Annotated in this window: 13 protein-coding genes; 4 read left to right on the top strand and 9 right to left on the bottom strand. The window is 68.3% G+C overall.

From position 1 onward, the window contains the following. Positions 1-40: 40 nt before the first annotated feature. The 3 genes from pip to ABIE04_RS06870 all read right to left on the bottom strand — a co-directional run bounded on the left by pip (position 41) and on the right by ABIE04_RS06870 (position 3315). Positions 41-994, bottom strand: a complete 954-nt coding sequence (gene pip / locus ABIE04_RS06880) for a prolyl aminopeptidase (RefSeq protein ID WP_354547811.1) — start codon at positions 992-994, stop codon at positions 41-43. Between the two features lie 103 nt (positions 995-1097). Next, positions 1098-2795, bottom strand: a complete 1698-nt coding sequence (acpA, locus tag ABIE04_RS06875) for an acid phosphatase (RefSeq protein WP_354547809.1) — start codon at positions 2793-2795, stop codon at positions 1098-1100. A gap of 25 nt (positions 2796-2820) precedes the next feature. Next, entirely contained in the window at positions 2821-3315 is a 495-nt protein-coding gene (locus ABIE04_RS06870; protein WP_354549808.1) for an Lrp/AsnC family transcriptional regulator, read from the bottom strand. Positions 3316-3454: 139 nt separating this feature from the next. On the opposite strand from ABIE04_RS06870, the gene ABIE04_RS06865 reads away from it, so the two are divergent. Beyond that, the gene (locus ABIE04_RS06865; protein WP_354547807.1) at positions 3455-4384 is read left to right on the top strand and encodes a DMT family transporter; all 930 of its coding nucleotides are present in this window, start codon (positions 3455-3457) and stop codon (positions 4382-4384) included. 7 nt (positions 4385-4391) lie between these two features. Continuing rightward, the gene (locus ABIE04_RS06860) at positions 4392-4694 is read left to right on the top strand and encodes a cupin domain-containing protein (protein WP_354547804.1); all 303 of its coding nucleotides are present in this window, start codon (positions 4392-4394) and stop codon (positions 4692-4694) included. 7 nt (positions 4695-4701) lie between these two features. Here the strand turns inward: ABIE04_RS06860 and ABIE04_RS06855 are convergent, their stop codons facing one another. The 6 genes from ABIE04_RS06855 to ABIE04_RS06830 all read right to left on the bottom strand — a co-directional run bounded on the left by ABIE04_RS06855 (position 4702) and on the right by ABIE04_RS06830 (position 11316). Further along, positions 4702-5316, bottom strand: coding sequence for an FmdE family protein (locus ABIE04_RS06855; protein ID WP_354547802.1), 615 nt, complete (start codon positions 5314-5316; stop codon positions 4702-4704). Between the two features lie 13 nt (positions 5317-5329). Next, positions 5330-5596 (bottom strand): DUF2249 domain-containing protein, encoded by a 267-nt coding sequence (locus ABIE04_RS06850; protein WP_354547800.1) that lies wholly within the window; start codon positions 5594-5596, stop codon positions 5330-5332. Between the two features lie 110 nt (positions 5597-5706). Next, positions 5707-6477: a bifunctional demethylmenaquinone methyltransferase/2-methoxy-6-polyprenyl-1,4-benzoquinol methylase UbiE gene (gene ubiE / locus ABIE04_RS06845; RefSeq protein ID WP_354547798.1), complete on the bottom strand. Its 771-nt coding sequence runs from the start codon at positions 6475-6477 to the stop codon at positions 5707-5709. A 35-nt stretch (positions 6478-6512) separates the two neighbouring features. Beyond that, entirely contained in the window at positions 6513-9158 is a 2646-nt protein-coding gene (gene plsB, locus ABIE04_RS06840) for a glycerol-3-phosphate 1-O-acyltransferase PlsB (RefSeq protein WP_354547797.1), read from the bottom strand. Positions 9159-9189: 31 nt separating this feature from the next. Further along, complete coding sequence (locus tag ABIE04_RS06835) at positions 9190-10119, bottom strand: hypothetical protein (protein WP_354547796.1); 930 nt, start codon at positions 10117-10119, stop codon at positions 9190-9192. 300 nt (positions 10120-10419) lie between these two features. Continuing rightward, complete coding sequence (locus tag ABIE04_RS06830; RefSeq protein ID WP_354547795.1) at positions 10420-11316, bottom strand: 5'-nucleotidase, lipoprotein e(P4) family; 897 nt, start codon at positions 11314-11316, stop codon at positions 10420-10422. Between the two features lie 123 nt (positions 11317-11439). Between ABIE04_RS06830 and ABIE04_RS06825 the strand changes: the two genes are divergently transcribed. After that, positions 11440-12471 carry an AI-2E family transporter gene (locus ABIE04_RS06825; RefSeq protein ID WP_354547794.1) on the top strand — a complete coding sequence of 344 codons (1032 nt, stop codon included), beginning with the start codon at positions 11440-11442 and terminating at the stop codon, positions 12469-12471. A 110-nt stretch (positions 12472-12581) separates the two neighbouring features. Further along, the gene (locus ABIE04_RS06820) at positions 12582-13484 is read left to right on the top strand and encodes a LysR family transcriptional regulator (protein ID WP_354547793.1); all 903 of its coding nucleotides are present in this window, start codon (positions 12582-12584) and stop codon (positions 13482-13484) included. Positions 13485-13521 lie beyond the last annotated feature (37 nt).

Below are 13521 nucleotides of genomic sequence, written 5' to 3'. Positions count from 1 at the left end.
GCGACCATCCGGTTCTTGCGCCCGATTCATGGATGACTGCTCAGCAGTACCGGTCCGCCAGCCGGTCGGTGGCCTCCACCAGCTGGTCGACGATCGCCGGGTCGGTGGCGCTGTGGCCGGCCAGCACCACGTGCAGGTGCGCTTCGGGCCAGGCCTGGCTGAGGTCGTACGCGCTCGCCATCGGGCAGATGATGTCGTAGCGGCCGTGCACGATGGTGGCGGGGATGTGGCGGATACGCTCGATGTTGCGCAGCAGCTGGTCGGGTTGCAGGAAGATCGCGTGGCGGAAGTAGTGCGCCTCCATCACGGCCAGGCTGACTGCCTTGTGCGGGTCCTCGAAATCGCCGCCGGCGTCGGGGTCGTGCAGCAAGGTGGTGCTGCCGCCTTCCCACGCGCTCCACGCCTGTGCGGCGGCGAGCCGGGTCGCCTCGTCGTCGCTGGTCAGGCGGCGCCAGTAGGCCTCCAGCATCGAGTCGCGTTCGGTCTCGGGAATGAACGCGAGGAAGCGCGCCCAGCGCTCGGGGAAGATCTGCGAGGCGCCGCCGTCCACTTCGTTGAACCAGCGCAGTTCCTGCGGCCGGCCCAGGAAGATGCCGCGCAGCACCAGGCCGAGCACGCGCTCGGCATGCGTCTGCGCGTAGGCCAGCGCCAGGGTCGAGCCCCAGGAACCGCCGAACACTACCCAACGCTCGATCCCGAGTTGCTCGCGGATCGCCTCGATGTCGGCGACCAGGTGCCAGGTGGTGTTGTCGGTGAGTTCGGCGAACGGGGTCGACTGCCCGGCGCCGCGCTGGTCGAACAGCACGATGCGGTAGCGCGCCGGATCGAAGAAGCGGCGGTGGTAGGCCGAGAGGCCGGCGCCCGGTCCGCCATGCAGGAACACCACCGGCAGGCCGGCGGGGTTGCCGCATTCCTCCACGTGCAAGGTATGGATCGCGTCGACGGCGATGCGGTGGGTGCGGTACGGCTCGATCTCGGGGTACATCTCGCGCATCACGGGCATCCTCGTGTGGATTTATCGGAAGGGGCGAACTTGGCGGCGAGAGCTTGACCCCTCCCCAACCCTCCCCTGCAAGCAGGGGAGGGAGTTTGTCGTGTCAATCGAATTGCAGGGCGGCGGTGAGGTCGCCCGGTGGCGGGCCGCCGGCGGCGATCATCGCTTCCTCGCGCAGCTTGAGGCCGGCCAGTTTCTGCAGGCCGAAGCGGCGGGTGATGAAGCGCAGGATCGAACCGGTGTCGTAGATGGTGTGGTCGACGTGACCTTTTTTCGCGAACGGCGACACCACCAGCGCGGGGATGCGTGTGCCCGGCCCCCAGCGGTCGCCCTTCGGTGGCGCCACGTGGTCCCACCAGCCGCCGTTCTCGTCGACGGTGATCACCACCAGCATGTTCGGCCACAGCGGGCTGGCCTGCAGCGCTTCGACCACCTGCGCCAGGTGCCGGTCGCCGGCGTCCACGCTGGAATAGCCGGCGTGCATGTTGAGATCGCCCTGCGGCTTGTAGAACGTCACCGGCGGGAGCGTGCCGGCCGCCGCTGCGGCAAGGAAGTGGTTGCTGTCGACGCTGCCACCGACGCCGGCGTCGCGCAGGTGCTGCCGGCGCGCCGGCGTGCCGGGTGCGAACTGGCGGAAGTAGTTGAACGGCTGGTGGTGCACCTGGAAGTTCGGCACTTCCGGGAACGCGCGATGGTCGCCATCGCCATGGCCGTCCAGCGCCAGCTGCCAGCCGCCGGCGTACCAGGCCCAGTCGACGCCGGCCTCGGACAGCGCGTCGCCGATGCTGCGGTGGGTCTGCGCGGGCAGGGTGTTCGGGCTGTCGGGATCGGCGAAGCGCGGGTCGCGCTTGTCGTGGCCGAACGCCGGCGCGTAGGCCGGGCCCATCGTGTTGACCGCCCAGAAGTCGGGGGTGAGCGCGTCGCGCGCGGCGAACTTCGCGCGGCCCTGCATCGCGCTGGCCGGCGAATCCTCGGCCAGCTTCGGACGGATGCCGGTGGGGTCGTCGCCTTCCACCACGGCGATCTGGAATTTCGCCGGGCTGCGGTCCGCATGTGGATAGAACGGCGGCTGCGCCGCGGCGAGGTACTGGTGGTTGAGGAACGAGCCGCCGAAGGCGCCCATGAAGAAGTTGTCGCACAAGGTGTACTGGCGGGCGAGCTGCCACAGGCGCAGGTTCGCGGCGCCATCGGCGTAGTGGCCCATCACCATCGCGCCGGTATTGCCCCAGGCGACGAAGCCGTCGTTGCGGCCGCCGTTGATCTGCAGCTGGTTCTCGTAGAAGCGGTGCACCAGGTCGCGGGTGATCACGCCGTGCGGCAGCGCTGCGCCGTCGGGCGTACGCAGCGCGAACGGGCGGTTCGGCAGGCCGGTGATCGCGTGTTCGTCGAGCTGGTAGCGGCGGCCGTCCACCACCTGCGCGTGCGGCGCCAGCCCGCCCCAGACCGGTGGCAGCGACTGCAGCAGGCGGCCATCGCGGTCGCGCTGGCGGTAGGCGGGCGAGTCGAGCGCCTGCAGCGGCTGGGCCAGGCCGGGAAAGCCTGCGAACAGGTTGTTGAAGCTGCGGTTCTCGGCGTACAGCACCACCACGTGCCGGATGTGCCGGCGCAACAGCGCGTCGAGCGCCGCGTCGGTGGCCGCGGGTGCCGGCGAGCGTTCGCCGAACGGCTTGCAGCCGCCGAGGGTGAGCGCGGCGCCGGCCAGCGCGATGCCGCCGAGCAGGCGCCGGCGCTCGGGGTTGGGCGGCGCGTCGTCGGGCGTATCCGGGAACCTGTTCTTGTCGGACTTGTCGTTGTCGGTCATCGGAGCAGTCGGTGGGGAACGGGGATCAATCGTCCGACATGGCGCGCGCAGCATTCCACATCGCGCGGGTCAGCGGGCGGTTCTCGTGCGGCGTCTGCAGCACGATCAGGGTGGTGGTGCTGGTGCTGGCGCCGGTCTTCAGCAAGCGGTCGAGCACCGATTCGAGATGGCCGATCGACATGGCCACCACATGCAGCAAGGCCGAATCCTCGCCGGCCAGGCGGCGGCATTCGAGTACCTCGGGGATGTCTTCCACCAGGACGCCGATGCGCGCGCAGGTGATGCCGTCGCAGCGCAGCCGGATCATCGCGCTGATACCGTAGCCCAGCCGCTTTGGGTCGACCGTGGCGCGGTAGCCGCTGATCACGCCGGCTTCTTCCAGCCGCTTCACCCGCTCGGCCACCGCCGGCGCGGACAGGCGCACCTTGCGGCCCAGTTCGGCGTAGCCCAGGCGCGCATCCTGTTGCAGCGCCTCCAGCAACTGCCAATCCTTGCCGTCCAGTTCCGGCTTTGACTCCATGACTTTCGATTCCATGGCGGAATACCTCGTCGATTGTTTCGATCGTTGGCGAAACATGGTGAAAACGATCCGGTGCATTATTCCGCGGCGCGACCGGCAAGACTAGGATGCGCACTTCCCCGCTCTGGAATCCGTCCCCATGGATACCGTTGAACGTCTCGATGGCCGCGCCCTGCTCGCCATCGCGATTGCCCTGCTGACCTGGTCGTCGGCCTACGCCGCGATCGCCTATGCCCTGCCCGCGTTCACCCCCGGCGAGGTCGCGTTCGCGCGGCTGCTGATCGGCTCGCTGTGCTTCGCCGCGTTGCTGCTGGTGAAGCGCGTGCCGTTGCCGGCGCGGCGCGACTGGCCGCAGCTGGCGCTGCTCGGCGTGCTCGGCCTCTCCGTCTATCACCTGTGCCTGAATTACGCCGAGACGCGGATCGCCAGCGGCACCGCCTCGATCCTGATCTCGCTGGTGCCGGCCGCCACCGCGGCGGTGTCGGCGTTCTGGTTGCGCGAGCGGCTGACGCTGCGTACCTGGATCGGGCTGGCGGTGGCGCTGATCGGCACGGTGCTGGTGGTGCTGGCCAGCGGCCAGCGGGTGGAGGTCGATCCACATGCCTTGCTGGTGCTGGTCTGCGTGGCCGTCTCGGCGATCTTTTTCGTGGGCCAGAAGGCCCTGTTCGCGCGCAGCAGCATGGTCGGCGTCACCGCGTTTGCGATGTTCGCCGGCACGCTCGGCACGTTGCCGTTCGGCTGGCATTTGCCGCAGGCACTGGCAGCGGCATCGTGGCCGCACATCGGCGCGCTGCTGTGGCTGGGCATCGCACCCACCTTCATCGGCTACCTCGCCTGGAACATGGCGGTGAACCGCGCCTCGGCGTCGCGGGTCAGCAGCTTCATCTACCTGTCGCCGCCGATCGCGCTGCTGATCGGCTGGCTGTGGCTGCACGAGGTGCCGAACGCGCTGATCCTGGTCGGCGGCGCGATCACCGTCGGCGGGGTGGTGCTGGCGAACGCGCGGCGTCGTGCCGCGCCGGCAGCGATCGTTCCGGTCAAGCCGGTCGAGGCGTGCGAACGATGCTGAGGAACGCATGATGGATCGTCTTTTCGACTTGGCGCGGCAGGCTGCGCAATTGGAACAGGCCTGGCGGTCGAAGCGGCTGGCGCGCGTCGGCGACGCCAGCCTCAAGCTGATGCGCATGGATGCGCAAGCCTATCCGGACGAAGTGCATGCGTACGCCGAGGGCCTGCTGGTGCTCGACGGCGAAATGCACCTGAACGTGGCGGGCGAGGCAGTCACGGTGAGTGCGGGCCAGCTCTACATGGTGTCGGCTGGCGTATCCCACGCGGTTCGGCCGGACAGCCACGGAACCCTGCTGATCATCGACGCTTGAACGGTGATCAGTTCAGCCGGGTGAGCTGCAGCACCTGCGGGTCGTCGGCATGGTCCAGCAGCAGGCGTTGCACGCGACCCTGCCAGGCCTGCGCGAAGGCCGCGCGCTGCTCCGCCGTGGCGGCGGGGTGGAGTGCGCCGACCATCAGTTCGCGCAGGTTCGGCGCCGCCGGCACCGTGGCCAGGTCCAGTTCCACCGCCACGGCAGCGCCGTTGTCGCGGCGCCTGAACTGCACCGCGCCGGCACCCGAGGAAGTCGAGAAACCCAACAGCGACTGCCGTACGAAGCGGCCGCCGATGCCGTGGAAGCCGTTGCCGGCCGCGGCGCCGGTGACCAGGGTCAGTACCTGGGCGATGACGCCGGTGACGCCTTCGTCTTCGGCGGCCGGCATGCGCACCGCGACGCCACCGCGCTCGGCCGGCTCGTCCGGATACAGCGCGCGCAGCGCCGTGCGCGCCATCAGCCAGGCGCCGGCCACGGTAGGACAGGAATGTCCGGCCAGGCGTACCGCATCAAGGTAGGAATATTCCAGCAAGCCGTTTTCGGCGGCGCCGAGGAAGGCCGCCAGCGGATCGCGCATGCGGATGCGCGGCGCCTGGTCGTAGAACGCGGGGTAATTCATGCGCCAGGGCCGCTCACTCGACCGGCAGGCCGGTGATGCCGAAGTCGATCACCACCGCGTCGGCATCGCGCTGGCGATAGGTCACCGTGAGGTGGTCGCCGAGGCGCTCGCGCAACTGGGCGATCAGCGGGATCGGATCATGGTCGTTGACGAAGCGCATCGTCTCGCCCGAGCGCAGCACGCCGATCGCCCCGAAGATGGCCGAGTGGCGGAAACGCCTCGCCACGCCGCGCGCGTCGAAGAGGTGCACGTTCTGTTCGGAAGCGATATCGATGGACATGGTGCGGGCTCGCGGGAAAGGGAGCCCAAACATACGCCGCGCCGTGCGGCCGGCCACTGATCTGGATCAGGGCGGTGGCAATGACGACTCGGCCGGGTGCCGGCGGAACGCTAGAACTTGTACGCGCGATGGATCGCCACGACGCCGTTGGTGAGGTTGCGCACCTCGACGCGGCCGAAGCCGGCGCGTTCCATCATACCTTTCAGGGTTTCTTGATCGGGATGCTTGCGGATCGACTCGGCCAGGTACTGGTAGCTGCCGGCGTCGCCGGCGAACAACTGGCCCAGCTTCGGCAACACCTTGAACGAGTGGAAGTCGTAGAGCTTGCCGAACAGTTCGTTCTGCACTTTCGAGAACTCCAGCACCAGCGCGCGGCCGCCGGGCTTCAGCACGCGGCAGATGTCGGCCAGGGCCTTGTCCTTGTCGGTGACGTTGCGCAGGCCGAACGCCATGGTCACCGCGTCGAAGCTGTTGTCCGGGAACGGCAACGCCTCGGCGTTGAGCTGGGCCCAGCGCAGGCCGGAGACCAGGCCGCGGTCGGTGAGGCGGTCGCGGCCGACGCCGAGCATCGCCGCGTTGATGTCGCCGACCACCACCTCGCCCTCGTCGCCGACCACCGGTTTCATCAGCGCGGCGATGTCGCCGGTGCCGCCGGCCAGGTCCAGCACGCGGTCGCCGCGGCGCACGCCGCTGACCGCCACGAAGTGGCGCTTCCACAGCCGGTGGATGCCGAACGACATCAGGTCGTTCATCAGGTCGTAGCTGCGCGCGACCGAGGTGAATACCTGGCCGACCAGCTTCTGCTTGTCGCCCACCGGCACGTCGCGGAAGCCGAAGTGGGTGACTGGGGCCGGGATGGTCTTGGGCTGCTCGTTGTTCATGGGCGCATGCTACAGGATGGGTCCGGCGAGCCGGGTCAGTCGGGGGTCTTGGCGGCGCCGTCCGATGCGGCCGGATGCTGGTGCAACTGATGTTCGGCGGCGACGTGGCGTTCGTGCAGTGCGGCGTCGTCGCTGTCGGCGGGGACGTGGTCGGGCGTGGCGGGGTCTTCGTGGATTTCGTTCGCGCCCGCTTCCTTGTCGTTGCCGCCGGGAGTGATCTTCAGGATCGAATGGCGCACCTCGCGCGACAGGATCACCCGCGCGTCGCGCACCATCCCCTCCAGCGCGCTGTCGTAGTCGAGCTTGCCGGCATCGTCGGTCCACACGATGCGGCGCTCGCGCAGCTTCTGGATGAATCCGCGGAACAGCGCCTTGTCGAAGAACTCCGGCGCGGACAGTTCGTTGAGCAGGGAGAGCCGCTGCGCGGTGAGCGTGCACGCGTTCTCGAGCTCGGCGCCGGTCATCGTGTGCGGGCCGTTCTTGGCCAGCGCGGCGATGGTGATGTAGTAGCGCTCGAACGCCTGGATCAGGCTGCGCGCGATCACCTTGAGCTGGAAGGCGCCGTCGTCCTGGCCGGGGCTGCGCTCCAGCACGCGGCCGTCGTTGGAGGATTCGAGCAGGCCGCGGCGCACGAAGAAGTCGATGGTGGCCTGCAGTTGCGCGGCGAAACCGTCGGTGTCCCACGACAGGAACAGTTCGCCCTGGATGAACGGGTAAATGATCCGGCCCAGCCGCAGGATCGAGGAGCGCGACATGCGGCGGTTGTTGAGGAAGCAGCACGACACCCAGGCGGCGGTGGCGGTGAGGTGCAGCACGTTGTTGCGGAAGTAGCTGAGCAGCACCGCGCGCTCGCCGGTGGCGGTGAGCACGTCGCCCAGCGGGTGCTGCACGCGCTGGATCCAGCCCATCTGCTCGCCGTAGGCGATGATCGCGGCCGGGTTCATCGGCGTCAGCGTGACCCGGTCGGAATACGGCAGCTCCTCCAGCATCGTCTTGCTCAGCTCGAGCTGGGTCAGCAGGTCGCTTTCGGCCATCGCGTGCTTCGGCGTGGCCAGCAGGGCCAGCGCCAGCAGGTTGATCGGGTTGACGTCGGCGGCGCGGTTGATGTTGATCTGGATCTGCTCGGCGAGGCGGTCGGTGACCGCGCCCAGCCATTCCGGCTTCGCCTCGGGATCCGCGCCGGCGGCGCGCCAGTCGTCGCTGGCCGCATCCAGCAGCGGGGTCAGCTCGATCGGCTCGCCGAAGTTCAGCGCCACGTGGCCGTAGCGCTGGCGCAGCACCTTCAGGCCGCGCACCAGGCCGATCAGGGATTCCTTCTCCTTCGGCTGCCCGCTGAGTTCGCCCGCATACGAGGCGCCCTCCATCAGCTTCTCGTAGCCGATGTAGACCGGCTGGAACAGCACCGGCCGGCGCGGCGCGCGCAGGAACGCGCGCACCGTCATCGCCAGCATGCCGGCACGCGGCGCCAGCAGGCGGCCGGTGCGCGAGCGGCCGCCTTCGATGAAGTACTCCATCGGCACGCCGCGGTCGATCAGCTGCGCCACGTACTCGTTGAACACCACCGAGTACAGCGCGTTGCCCTTGAAGCTGCGGCGCAGGAAGAACGCGCCGCCGCGGCGCAGGATCGGCCCGATCACCGGCAGGTTGAGGTTCACGCCCGCCGCGATGTGCGGCACCACCACGCCGGACACGTGCAGCTGGTAGCTCATCAGCAGGTAGTCGGCGTGGCTGCGGTGGCAGGGCACGTAGATCACTTCATGGCCGGGCGCGGCGGCGCGGGCCTTGTCGAAGTGGTGCATCGAGATGCCGTCGTACAGCTTGTTCCAGAAGTTGCCGAGCAGGAACGAGGCCGAGCGCACCACCGGGTGCGAGTAGTCGGCGGCGATCTCCAGCGCCAGCTGGTGCGCCTTGCGCCAGGCCTTGGCGTGGCTGATCTTTTCCTTGGCCGCACTGGCGGCGATCGCCGCGCGCACCGGCTCGGCATTCAGCACCGCATCGACCACGGTGCGCTTGTGCGACAGGTCGGGTCCGATCACCGCGGCGCGGATGCGGTGGAAGTGGGTGCGCAGCACCCGCGCCACCTTGCGTGCGAAGCGTTCCGGGGTGATCCCGCCGGATTCGTCCAGCGTCTGCCGCAGCGACACCGGCGTGGAGAAATGCACCACCGTGTCGCGTCCGTTCAACAGTAGCGCCAGCATCCGGCGGAAGCGGCCCACCATCACCCAGTTTTCCGAGAACAGCACGCGGAACCAGCCGCTGTCGCGACTCGGTGCGCGGCCCACGTAGATCGACACCGGCACGATCTGGATGTCGCGCTCGGGCATGCCTTCCAGCGAGTGCACCAGTTGCCGCATCGGTTCATTCGGGTTGCGCTTGCGGTTGCGGCCGAGCAGCCTGCCGTCACGCCGGGCCAGCGCGAACACCGAACGCCGCCGGCGGGTACCGGCCAGCGGCTGCATCGGGTTGGGCAGGCCGGCTTCGCGACAGGCGCGCTGCAGGATCAACGCGTCGGAAAAGCCGTCGCGCTCGATCACGTAGCAGACCGGCACGCCGGCCTGCAGCAGGGAGGTGGGTTCCGCCGGGTCGCGGCGGATGCGCACCCATGGCTGCAGCAACTGGCCGGCCAGGTTGAACCACCAGGGGGCGCGTTGGCGGGCAGGAGAGTCCGCGGTGGTAGTCATTTGCATCCGTCTATTCTAACGGCTGCGTCGCTCAGTCTTTCGTTACGGCGCTGCCGGCGCTGGCGGGCGCACTGGCGGTGGCCGCCTGCTGCAGCTGCTGGTGCGACTGGCGCGCGTTCTGCAACAGGTCCTCGCTGTACCAGCGGCCGTTCTCCTGCATCAGTTTCGACTCGGTCGACAGCGGCTTGCCGAGCAGGGTGTAGTCGATCCTCACCACGGCGTGGCCGTTGCTGCTGGACACGGGGGTGAGCTTGACCGAGTTCAGCGTGTCGTCCACCGACAGGCCATAGATCGCCAGCAACTGCTTGAGGCCGCCATAGGCGGTGGCGTACTTGCCCATGGTGGTGTCGAAATCCATCGTGCGCATCTGCTCGGGACTCTTCAGGTCCAGCTTGCGTGCCGTCGCCACCGCCACGCCGACCGCCTGCTTCGCCCTAGCCTGGTCGAACCACGGTGTCTGCCGGGCCCACGGCAGGAGCACGTCGAGCACGCCGCCCGCCTGGGTCTTCTGCGTCTCGCTGAGGGTGCGGCTCTGCGCGACGGCGCTCTTCAGCATGGCGTCGCCGACGCTGATCAGCACGGGCAGCTGGTCCTTGTACTGCTGCTCCATCGTGGCCAGCTTCGGCTGCAGTTCGGCGTACAGCTTGTTCTCCGCGTCTGGTCCGGTGAGCTTTTGCATCGCCTCGTTGAAGCGGGCGCGATCCTCGGCGCTGATCGGCTGCGCATCCCGCTGCTGGAGTTGCCAGTCGGCGCGCATGTTGGCGTAGTCGGCCGGCGGCAGCGCATGCTTCCACAGGCCGTTGAAGTCGCCGGCCTTGAGCAGGTCGACCGAGGCCTGCAGCGCCGCCTCCGGCGTGCTGCCGCCCGGTTGCGCGGAATCGTCCTTGCCGTGGCAGGCGCCCAGCAGCAATGCAGCGAACAACGGCAGCAGCGCGTGGCGGAAGAGGAAAGGGAGGCGCATCGGCGAACTCTCGCGGTGGGTGGTGGCGGAAGAGGGCGCGCCACGGGCGGGGTGATCGCGCAGGGTAAGGGTCGCAGCGGCATCGAAACAAGGGCGAGGCGCAAGTTTTCGCGATGCCACAAAAGAAAACCCCGCGGGCACGGGGCCTCGCGGGGAAATCCGGCAGAGCCGGAAGGGAAATGGCCTTGCCTGCAAAGGTTTGGGTCAGCAGGTGTTGGCAGGCGAAATATTACTTGCTCGTTAAAGCTAAGGCAATGCTTTTGTTTTGTAGTGTAATTTATTGTTTTAAATAGAAATGTATCATTGAGCACGCAATGCCTCGATCTTCTGCCGGCGCCGTTGTTCGGGTGCGGCGCTCCAGTCGTTGTTGAACAGCGCCGGCTCCCAGGAGCCATAGGTGGGGTTGGGCAGCACGAACCAGCGCGTGCCGATCCACGGCAGGTAGTCGGCGACAGCCTTGCGGCGGCCGTCGGCAGTATTGGCGAGGACGTCGACGAAATCGCCGATCTGGTCGCCGAACTGCATCAGTACGCGGTAGTGCCGTGCGACCAGTTGGCGGCGGCAACCCTTCTCGCTGCCGGCCTGCTCGCAGCCGTCCACTACGGTGCCCAGGCCCAGGAACGATTGCGGACCGCTGACAGGGAAGCCGGCCTTGCGCAGGTTCGCCAAGGTGGCCTGGTCCAGATCCTTGGCGCGGTTGGAGATGTAGATCACCGCGACGCCGTGCTTCGCGGCGAACCGGGTGAACTCGACCGCGCCGGGCAGCGCCCGGGCGTTTTCCTCCCGGCACCAGGCCGCCCAGTCGGCCTCGTTGTATTCGTGGTTGCCCTGCACCATGCGCGCGGCGAACGGCGAGTTGTCCAGCACGGTCTCGTCGATGTCCAGGATCACCGCCGGCTTCAGGCCGCGCAGCGGCGTGGTGCGGTCGCCCTTGCCCAGCGCGTCCCAATGCCGGTCGTGCAGTGCGGCCAGCAGGCGTGCCTGGGCGTCGCGGTAGGTCTGCAGGTAGATCAGGTCGTGCTCGATCGCGGTCTGGCTCCACGCCACGGCATTGAGGTTGTCGTTGGCGGCCACGGCCGCCGGCGCCGTCGAGGCGGCCGGCACGGCCGGCGCCACAGCCACCGGTTGACGCGGCGTGGTGGCACAGCCGGCCAGCAGGGCGAGCGCGAGCAGGGTCGTGGGCAGGCGGAATGACATCGGGAAATCCTTGGACAAGACGAAGCGAACAGTGAACGGAGTTTACGACAGCCCCGTGGCAGGGCTGGCAGCAAGCGCGGGCTGCTGACAGACTGGCGGCCCGCACCCACGGCTTCATCCCGCATGGATTCTCCCTTGCCCGCGCTGCGCGAGCCTTCGCCGGCCATCCGTTACGCGAGTTACCTGCTGACGGCCGCGGCCCTCCTGCTGATCGTCGAGATCCACCTGCTGCCGGCACTGCTGGCCGGCCTGCTGGTGTTCGAGCTGGTGCAGGCGATGGTCCCGCTGCTGGGCCGGCGCATTTCCGGCGACCGCGCGCGGGTGGTGGTGGTGGCCGTGCTGGGCGCGGTCGTGGTGGGCTTGCTGATCCTGCTGATCCTGGGGGCGATCAGCCTGTTCCACAGCGAGATCGGCAACCCCCAGCTGCTGTGGCAGCAGCAGCTGATGCCGCTGGTGGAGAAGGCGCGCCAGCAGCTGCCGCCGATCCTGGTGAACAACCTGCCCGACAGCGTCGACGACCTGCGCGTGGGCGCGATCGAGCTGGCGCGCAAGCATGCGGCCACCCTGCAGCTGGCCGGCAAGGGCGCGGTGCGGGTGTTCGTGCACATCATCATCGGCCTGGTGCTGGGCGCGATCGTGGCGCTCAGCCGGACCCGGCCGGCGCACCAGATGGGTCCGCTGGCGGGGGCACTCAGCCTGCGCTGCCAACGCCTGGCCGAGGCGTTCCACAACATCGTGTTCGCGCAGATCAAGATCTCGCTGATCAACACCTTGTTCACCGCGATCTTCCTGCTCGGCGTGCTGCCGCTGATGGGCATCCACGTGCCGCTAGCCAAGACGCTGGTGGTGGTGACCTTCGTGGTCGGCCTGCTGCCGGTGATCGGCAACCTGATCTCCAACACCGCGATCGCCATCGCGGGGTTGTCGGTCTCGCTGGGCGTGGGCATCGCCGCGCTGGTGTTCCTGATCCTGATCCACAAGCTCGAGTACTTCCTCAACGCGCGCATCGTGGGCACCCAGATCCGTGCCCGCGCGTGGGAGCTGCTGGTCGCCATGCTGCTGATGGAGGCCGCGTTCGGCCTGCCCGGCGTGATCGCCGCGCCGATCTACTACGCGTACCTGAAAAGCGAGCTGGAAGCCGAGCAGCTGTTGTAACGGCCGCTCGCGGGCTGTGCCGGGCTCCGTCGCGAAAGCTTGCTTCGCAACGGCGCCTATGCTGCACTCGGAAACCATCGCCATCGTGGCGCAAGGGGCGAAAATCCGGCATGCGTCTGCGCCATATCGAACTGTTTCACGCCGTGCTGACCACCGGTAGCCTGACCGGTGCGGCCGACCTTCTGAACATTTCGCAGCCAGCCGCCAGCAAGGCCTTGCAGCATGCCGAGCACCAGCTCGGCTTTGCCTTGTTCAGCCGCGTGCGCGGGCGCCTGCAGCCGACCCAGGAAGCGCTGCTGCTGCGCCATCGCGTCGAGAAGATCATCCAGGACCTGCACGACCTGCAGCGCCTCACCGCGAACATCGGCCGCGCGGAAAGCTATCCGTTGCGGGTGACGTGCACGCCGACGCTGGCGCAGGCGCTGGTGCCCGACGCGACCACCCTGTTGCGCAAGGCTTTCCCGGGCACGACCGCGGAACTGTTCACCCAGCACTCGGCGGAAATGTGCGAGTCGCTGATGCTCCACGAAGCCGACATCGGCCTCACGCTGCAGGACGCCGGCCACCCGGGGTTGCGCCAGGAGCCTCTATGCCACGGGCAGGTCATGGTCATCGCTCCGCCCGGCTGGTGGTCGCCGGCGGAACTGGCGCAGCCGTTGCCGGTCGCCGCGCTGGCCGGCCAGCCCATGATCGGCATCGCGATGCAGGACGCGCTGGGCCGCATGCTGCAGAGTCACCTGACGCAAGTGGTGCCGGCGCCGCAAACCTCGGTCTGGGTACAGACCTATCAGCTGGCGTATTCCCTCGTCGCGCAAGGCGAGGGCCTGGCCCTGGTCGATCCTTTCACGGCATCGCGAGGCAGCGGGGAAACCGTGCAGACGCGTCCGCTGAAGCTGCAGCTGGACATTGTGCTTTATGCGGTCTACCGCGTGGACAGCCCGCTGAATCCGGTGCAGAAGCGTTTCCTGGACCTGGTGCGCCAGCTTGCCCAGCAGATGCTGGCACCGGCCTGAGGCGAAGGCGTCGCGCCCCGTTCGCCACTGAAGCGTC

This window comes from Rhodanobacter soli (assembly GCF_040548735.1).
In the GTDB taxonomy this organism is placed as follows: domain Bacteria; phylum Pseudomonadota; class Gammaproteobacteria; order Xanthomonadales; family Rhodanobacteraceae; genus Rhodanobacter; species Rhodanobacter soli_A.
Note: the sequence above shows the minus strand (reverse complement) of the source record. Positions and strands in the feature narration are given on the sequence as shown.

What these genes read in the sequence shown, in the direction of transcription:
- pip (WP_354547811.1), bottom strand. Translation starts at nt 994, where the DNA reads ATGCGCGAGATGTACCCCGAGATCGAGCCGTACCGCACCCACCGCATC.
- acpA (WP_354547809.1), bottom strand. Translation starts at nt 2,795, where the DNA reads ATGACCGACAACGACAAGTCCGACAAGAACAGGTTCCCGGATACGCCC.
- ABIE04_RS06870 (WP_354549808.1), bottom strand. Translation starts at nt 3,315, where the DNA reads ATGGAGTCAAAGCCGGAACTGGACGGCAAGGATTGGCAGTTGCTGGAG.
- ABIE04_RS06865 (WP_354547807.1), top strand. Translation starts at nt 3,455, where the DNA reads ATGGATACCGTTGAACGTCTCGATGGCCGCGCCCTGCTCGCCATCGCG.
- ABIE04_RS06860 (WP_354547804.1), top strand. Translation starts at nt 4,392, where the DNA reads ATGATGGATCGTCTTTTCGACTTGGCGCGGCAGGCTGCGCAATTGGAA.
- ABIE04_RS06855 (WP_354547802.1), bottom strand. Translation starts at nt 5,316, where the DNA reads ATGAATTACCCCGCGTTCTACGACCAGGCGCCGCGCATCCGCATGCGC.
- ABIE04_RS06850 (WP_354547800.1), bottom strand. Translation starts at nt 5,596, where the DNA reads ATGTCCATCGATATCGCTTCCGAACAGAACGTGCACCTCTTCGACGCG.
- ubiE (WP_354547798.1), bottom strand. Translation starts at nt 6,477, where the DNA reads ATGAACAACGAGCAGCCCAAGACCATCCCGGCCCCAGTCACCCACTTC.
- plsB (WP_354547797.1), bottom strand. Translation starts at nt 9,158, where the DNA reads ATGACTACCACCGCGGACTCTCCTGCCCGCCAACGCGCCCCCTGGTGG.
- ABIE04_RS06835 (WP_354547796.1), bottom strand. Translation starts at nt 10,119, where the DNA reads ATGCGCCTCCCTTTCCTCTTCCGCCACGCGCTGCTGCCGTTGTTCGCT.
- ABIE04_RS06830 (WP_354547795.1), bottom strand. Translation starts at nt 11,316, where the DNA reads ATGTCATTCCGCCTGCCCACGACCCTGCTCGCGCTCGCCCTGCTGGCC.
- ABIE04_RS06825 (WP_354547794.1), top strand. Translation starts at nt 11,440, where the DNA reads ATGGATTCTCCCTTGCCCGCGCTGCGCGAGCCTTCGCCGGCCATCCGT.
- ABIE04_RS06820 (WP_354547793.1), top strand. Translation starts at nt 12,582, where the DNA reads ATGCGTCTGCGCCATATCGAACTGTTTCACGCCGTGCTGACCACCGGT.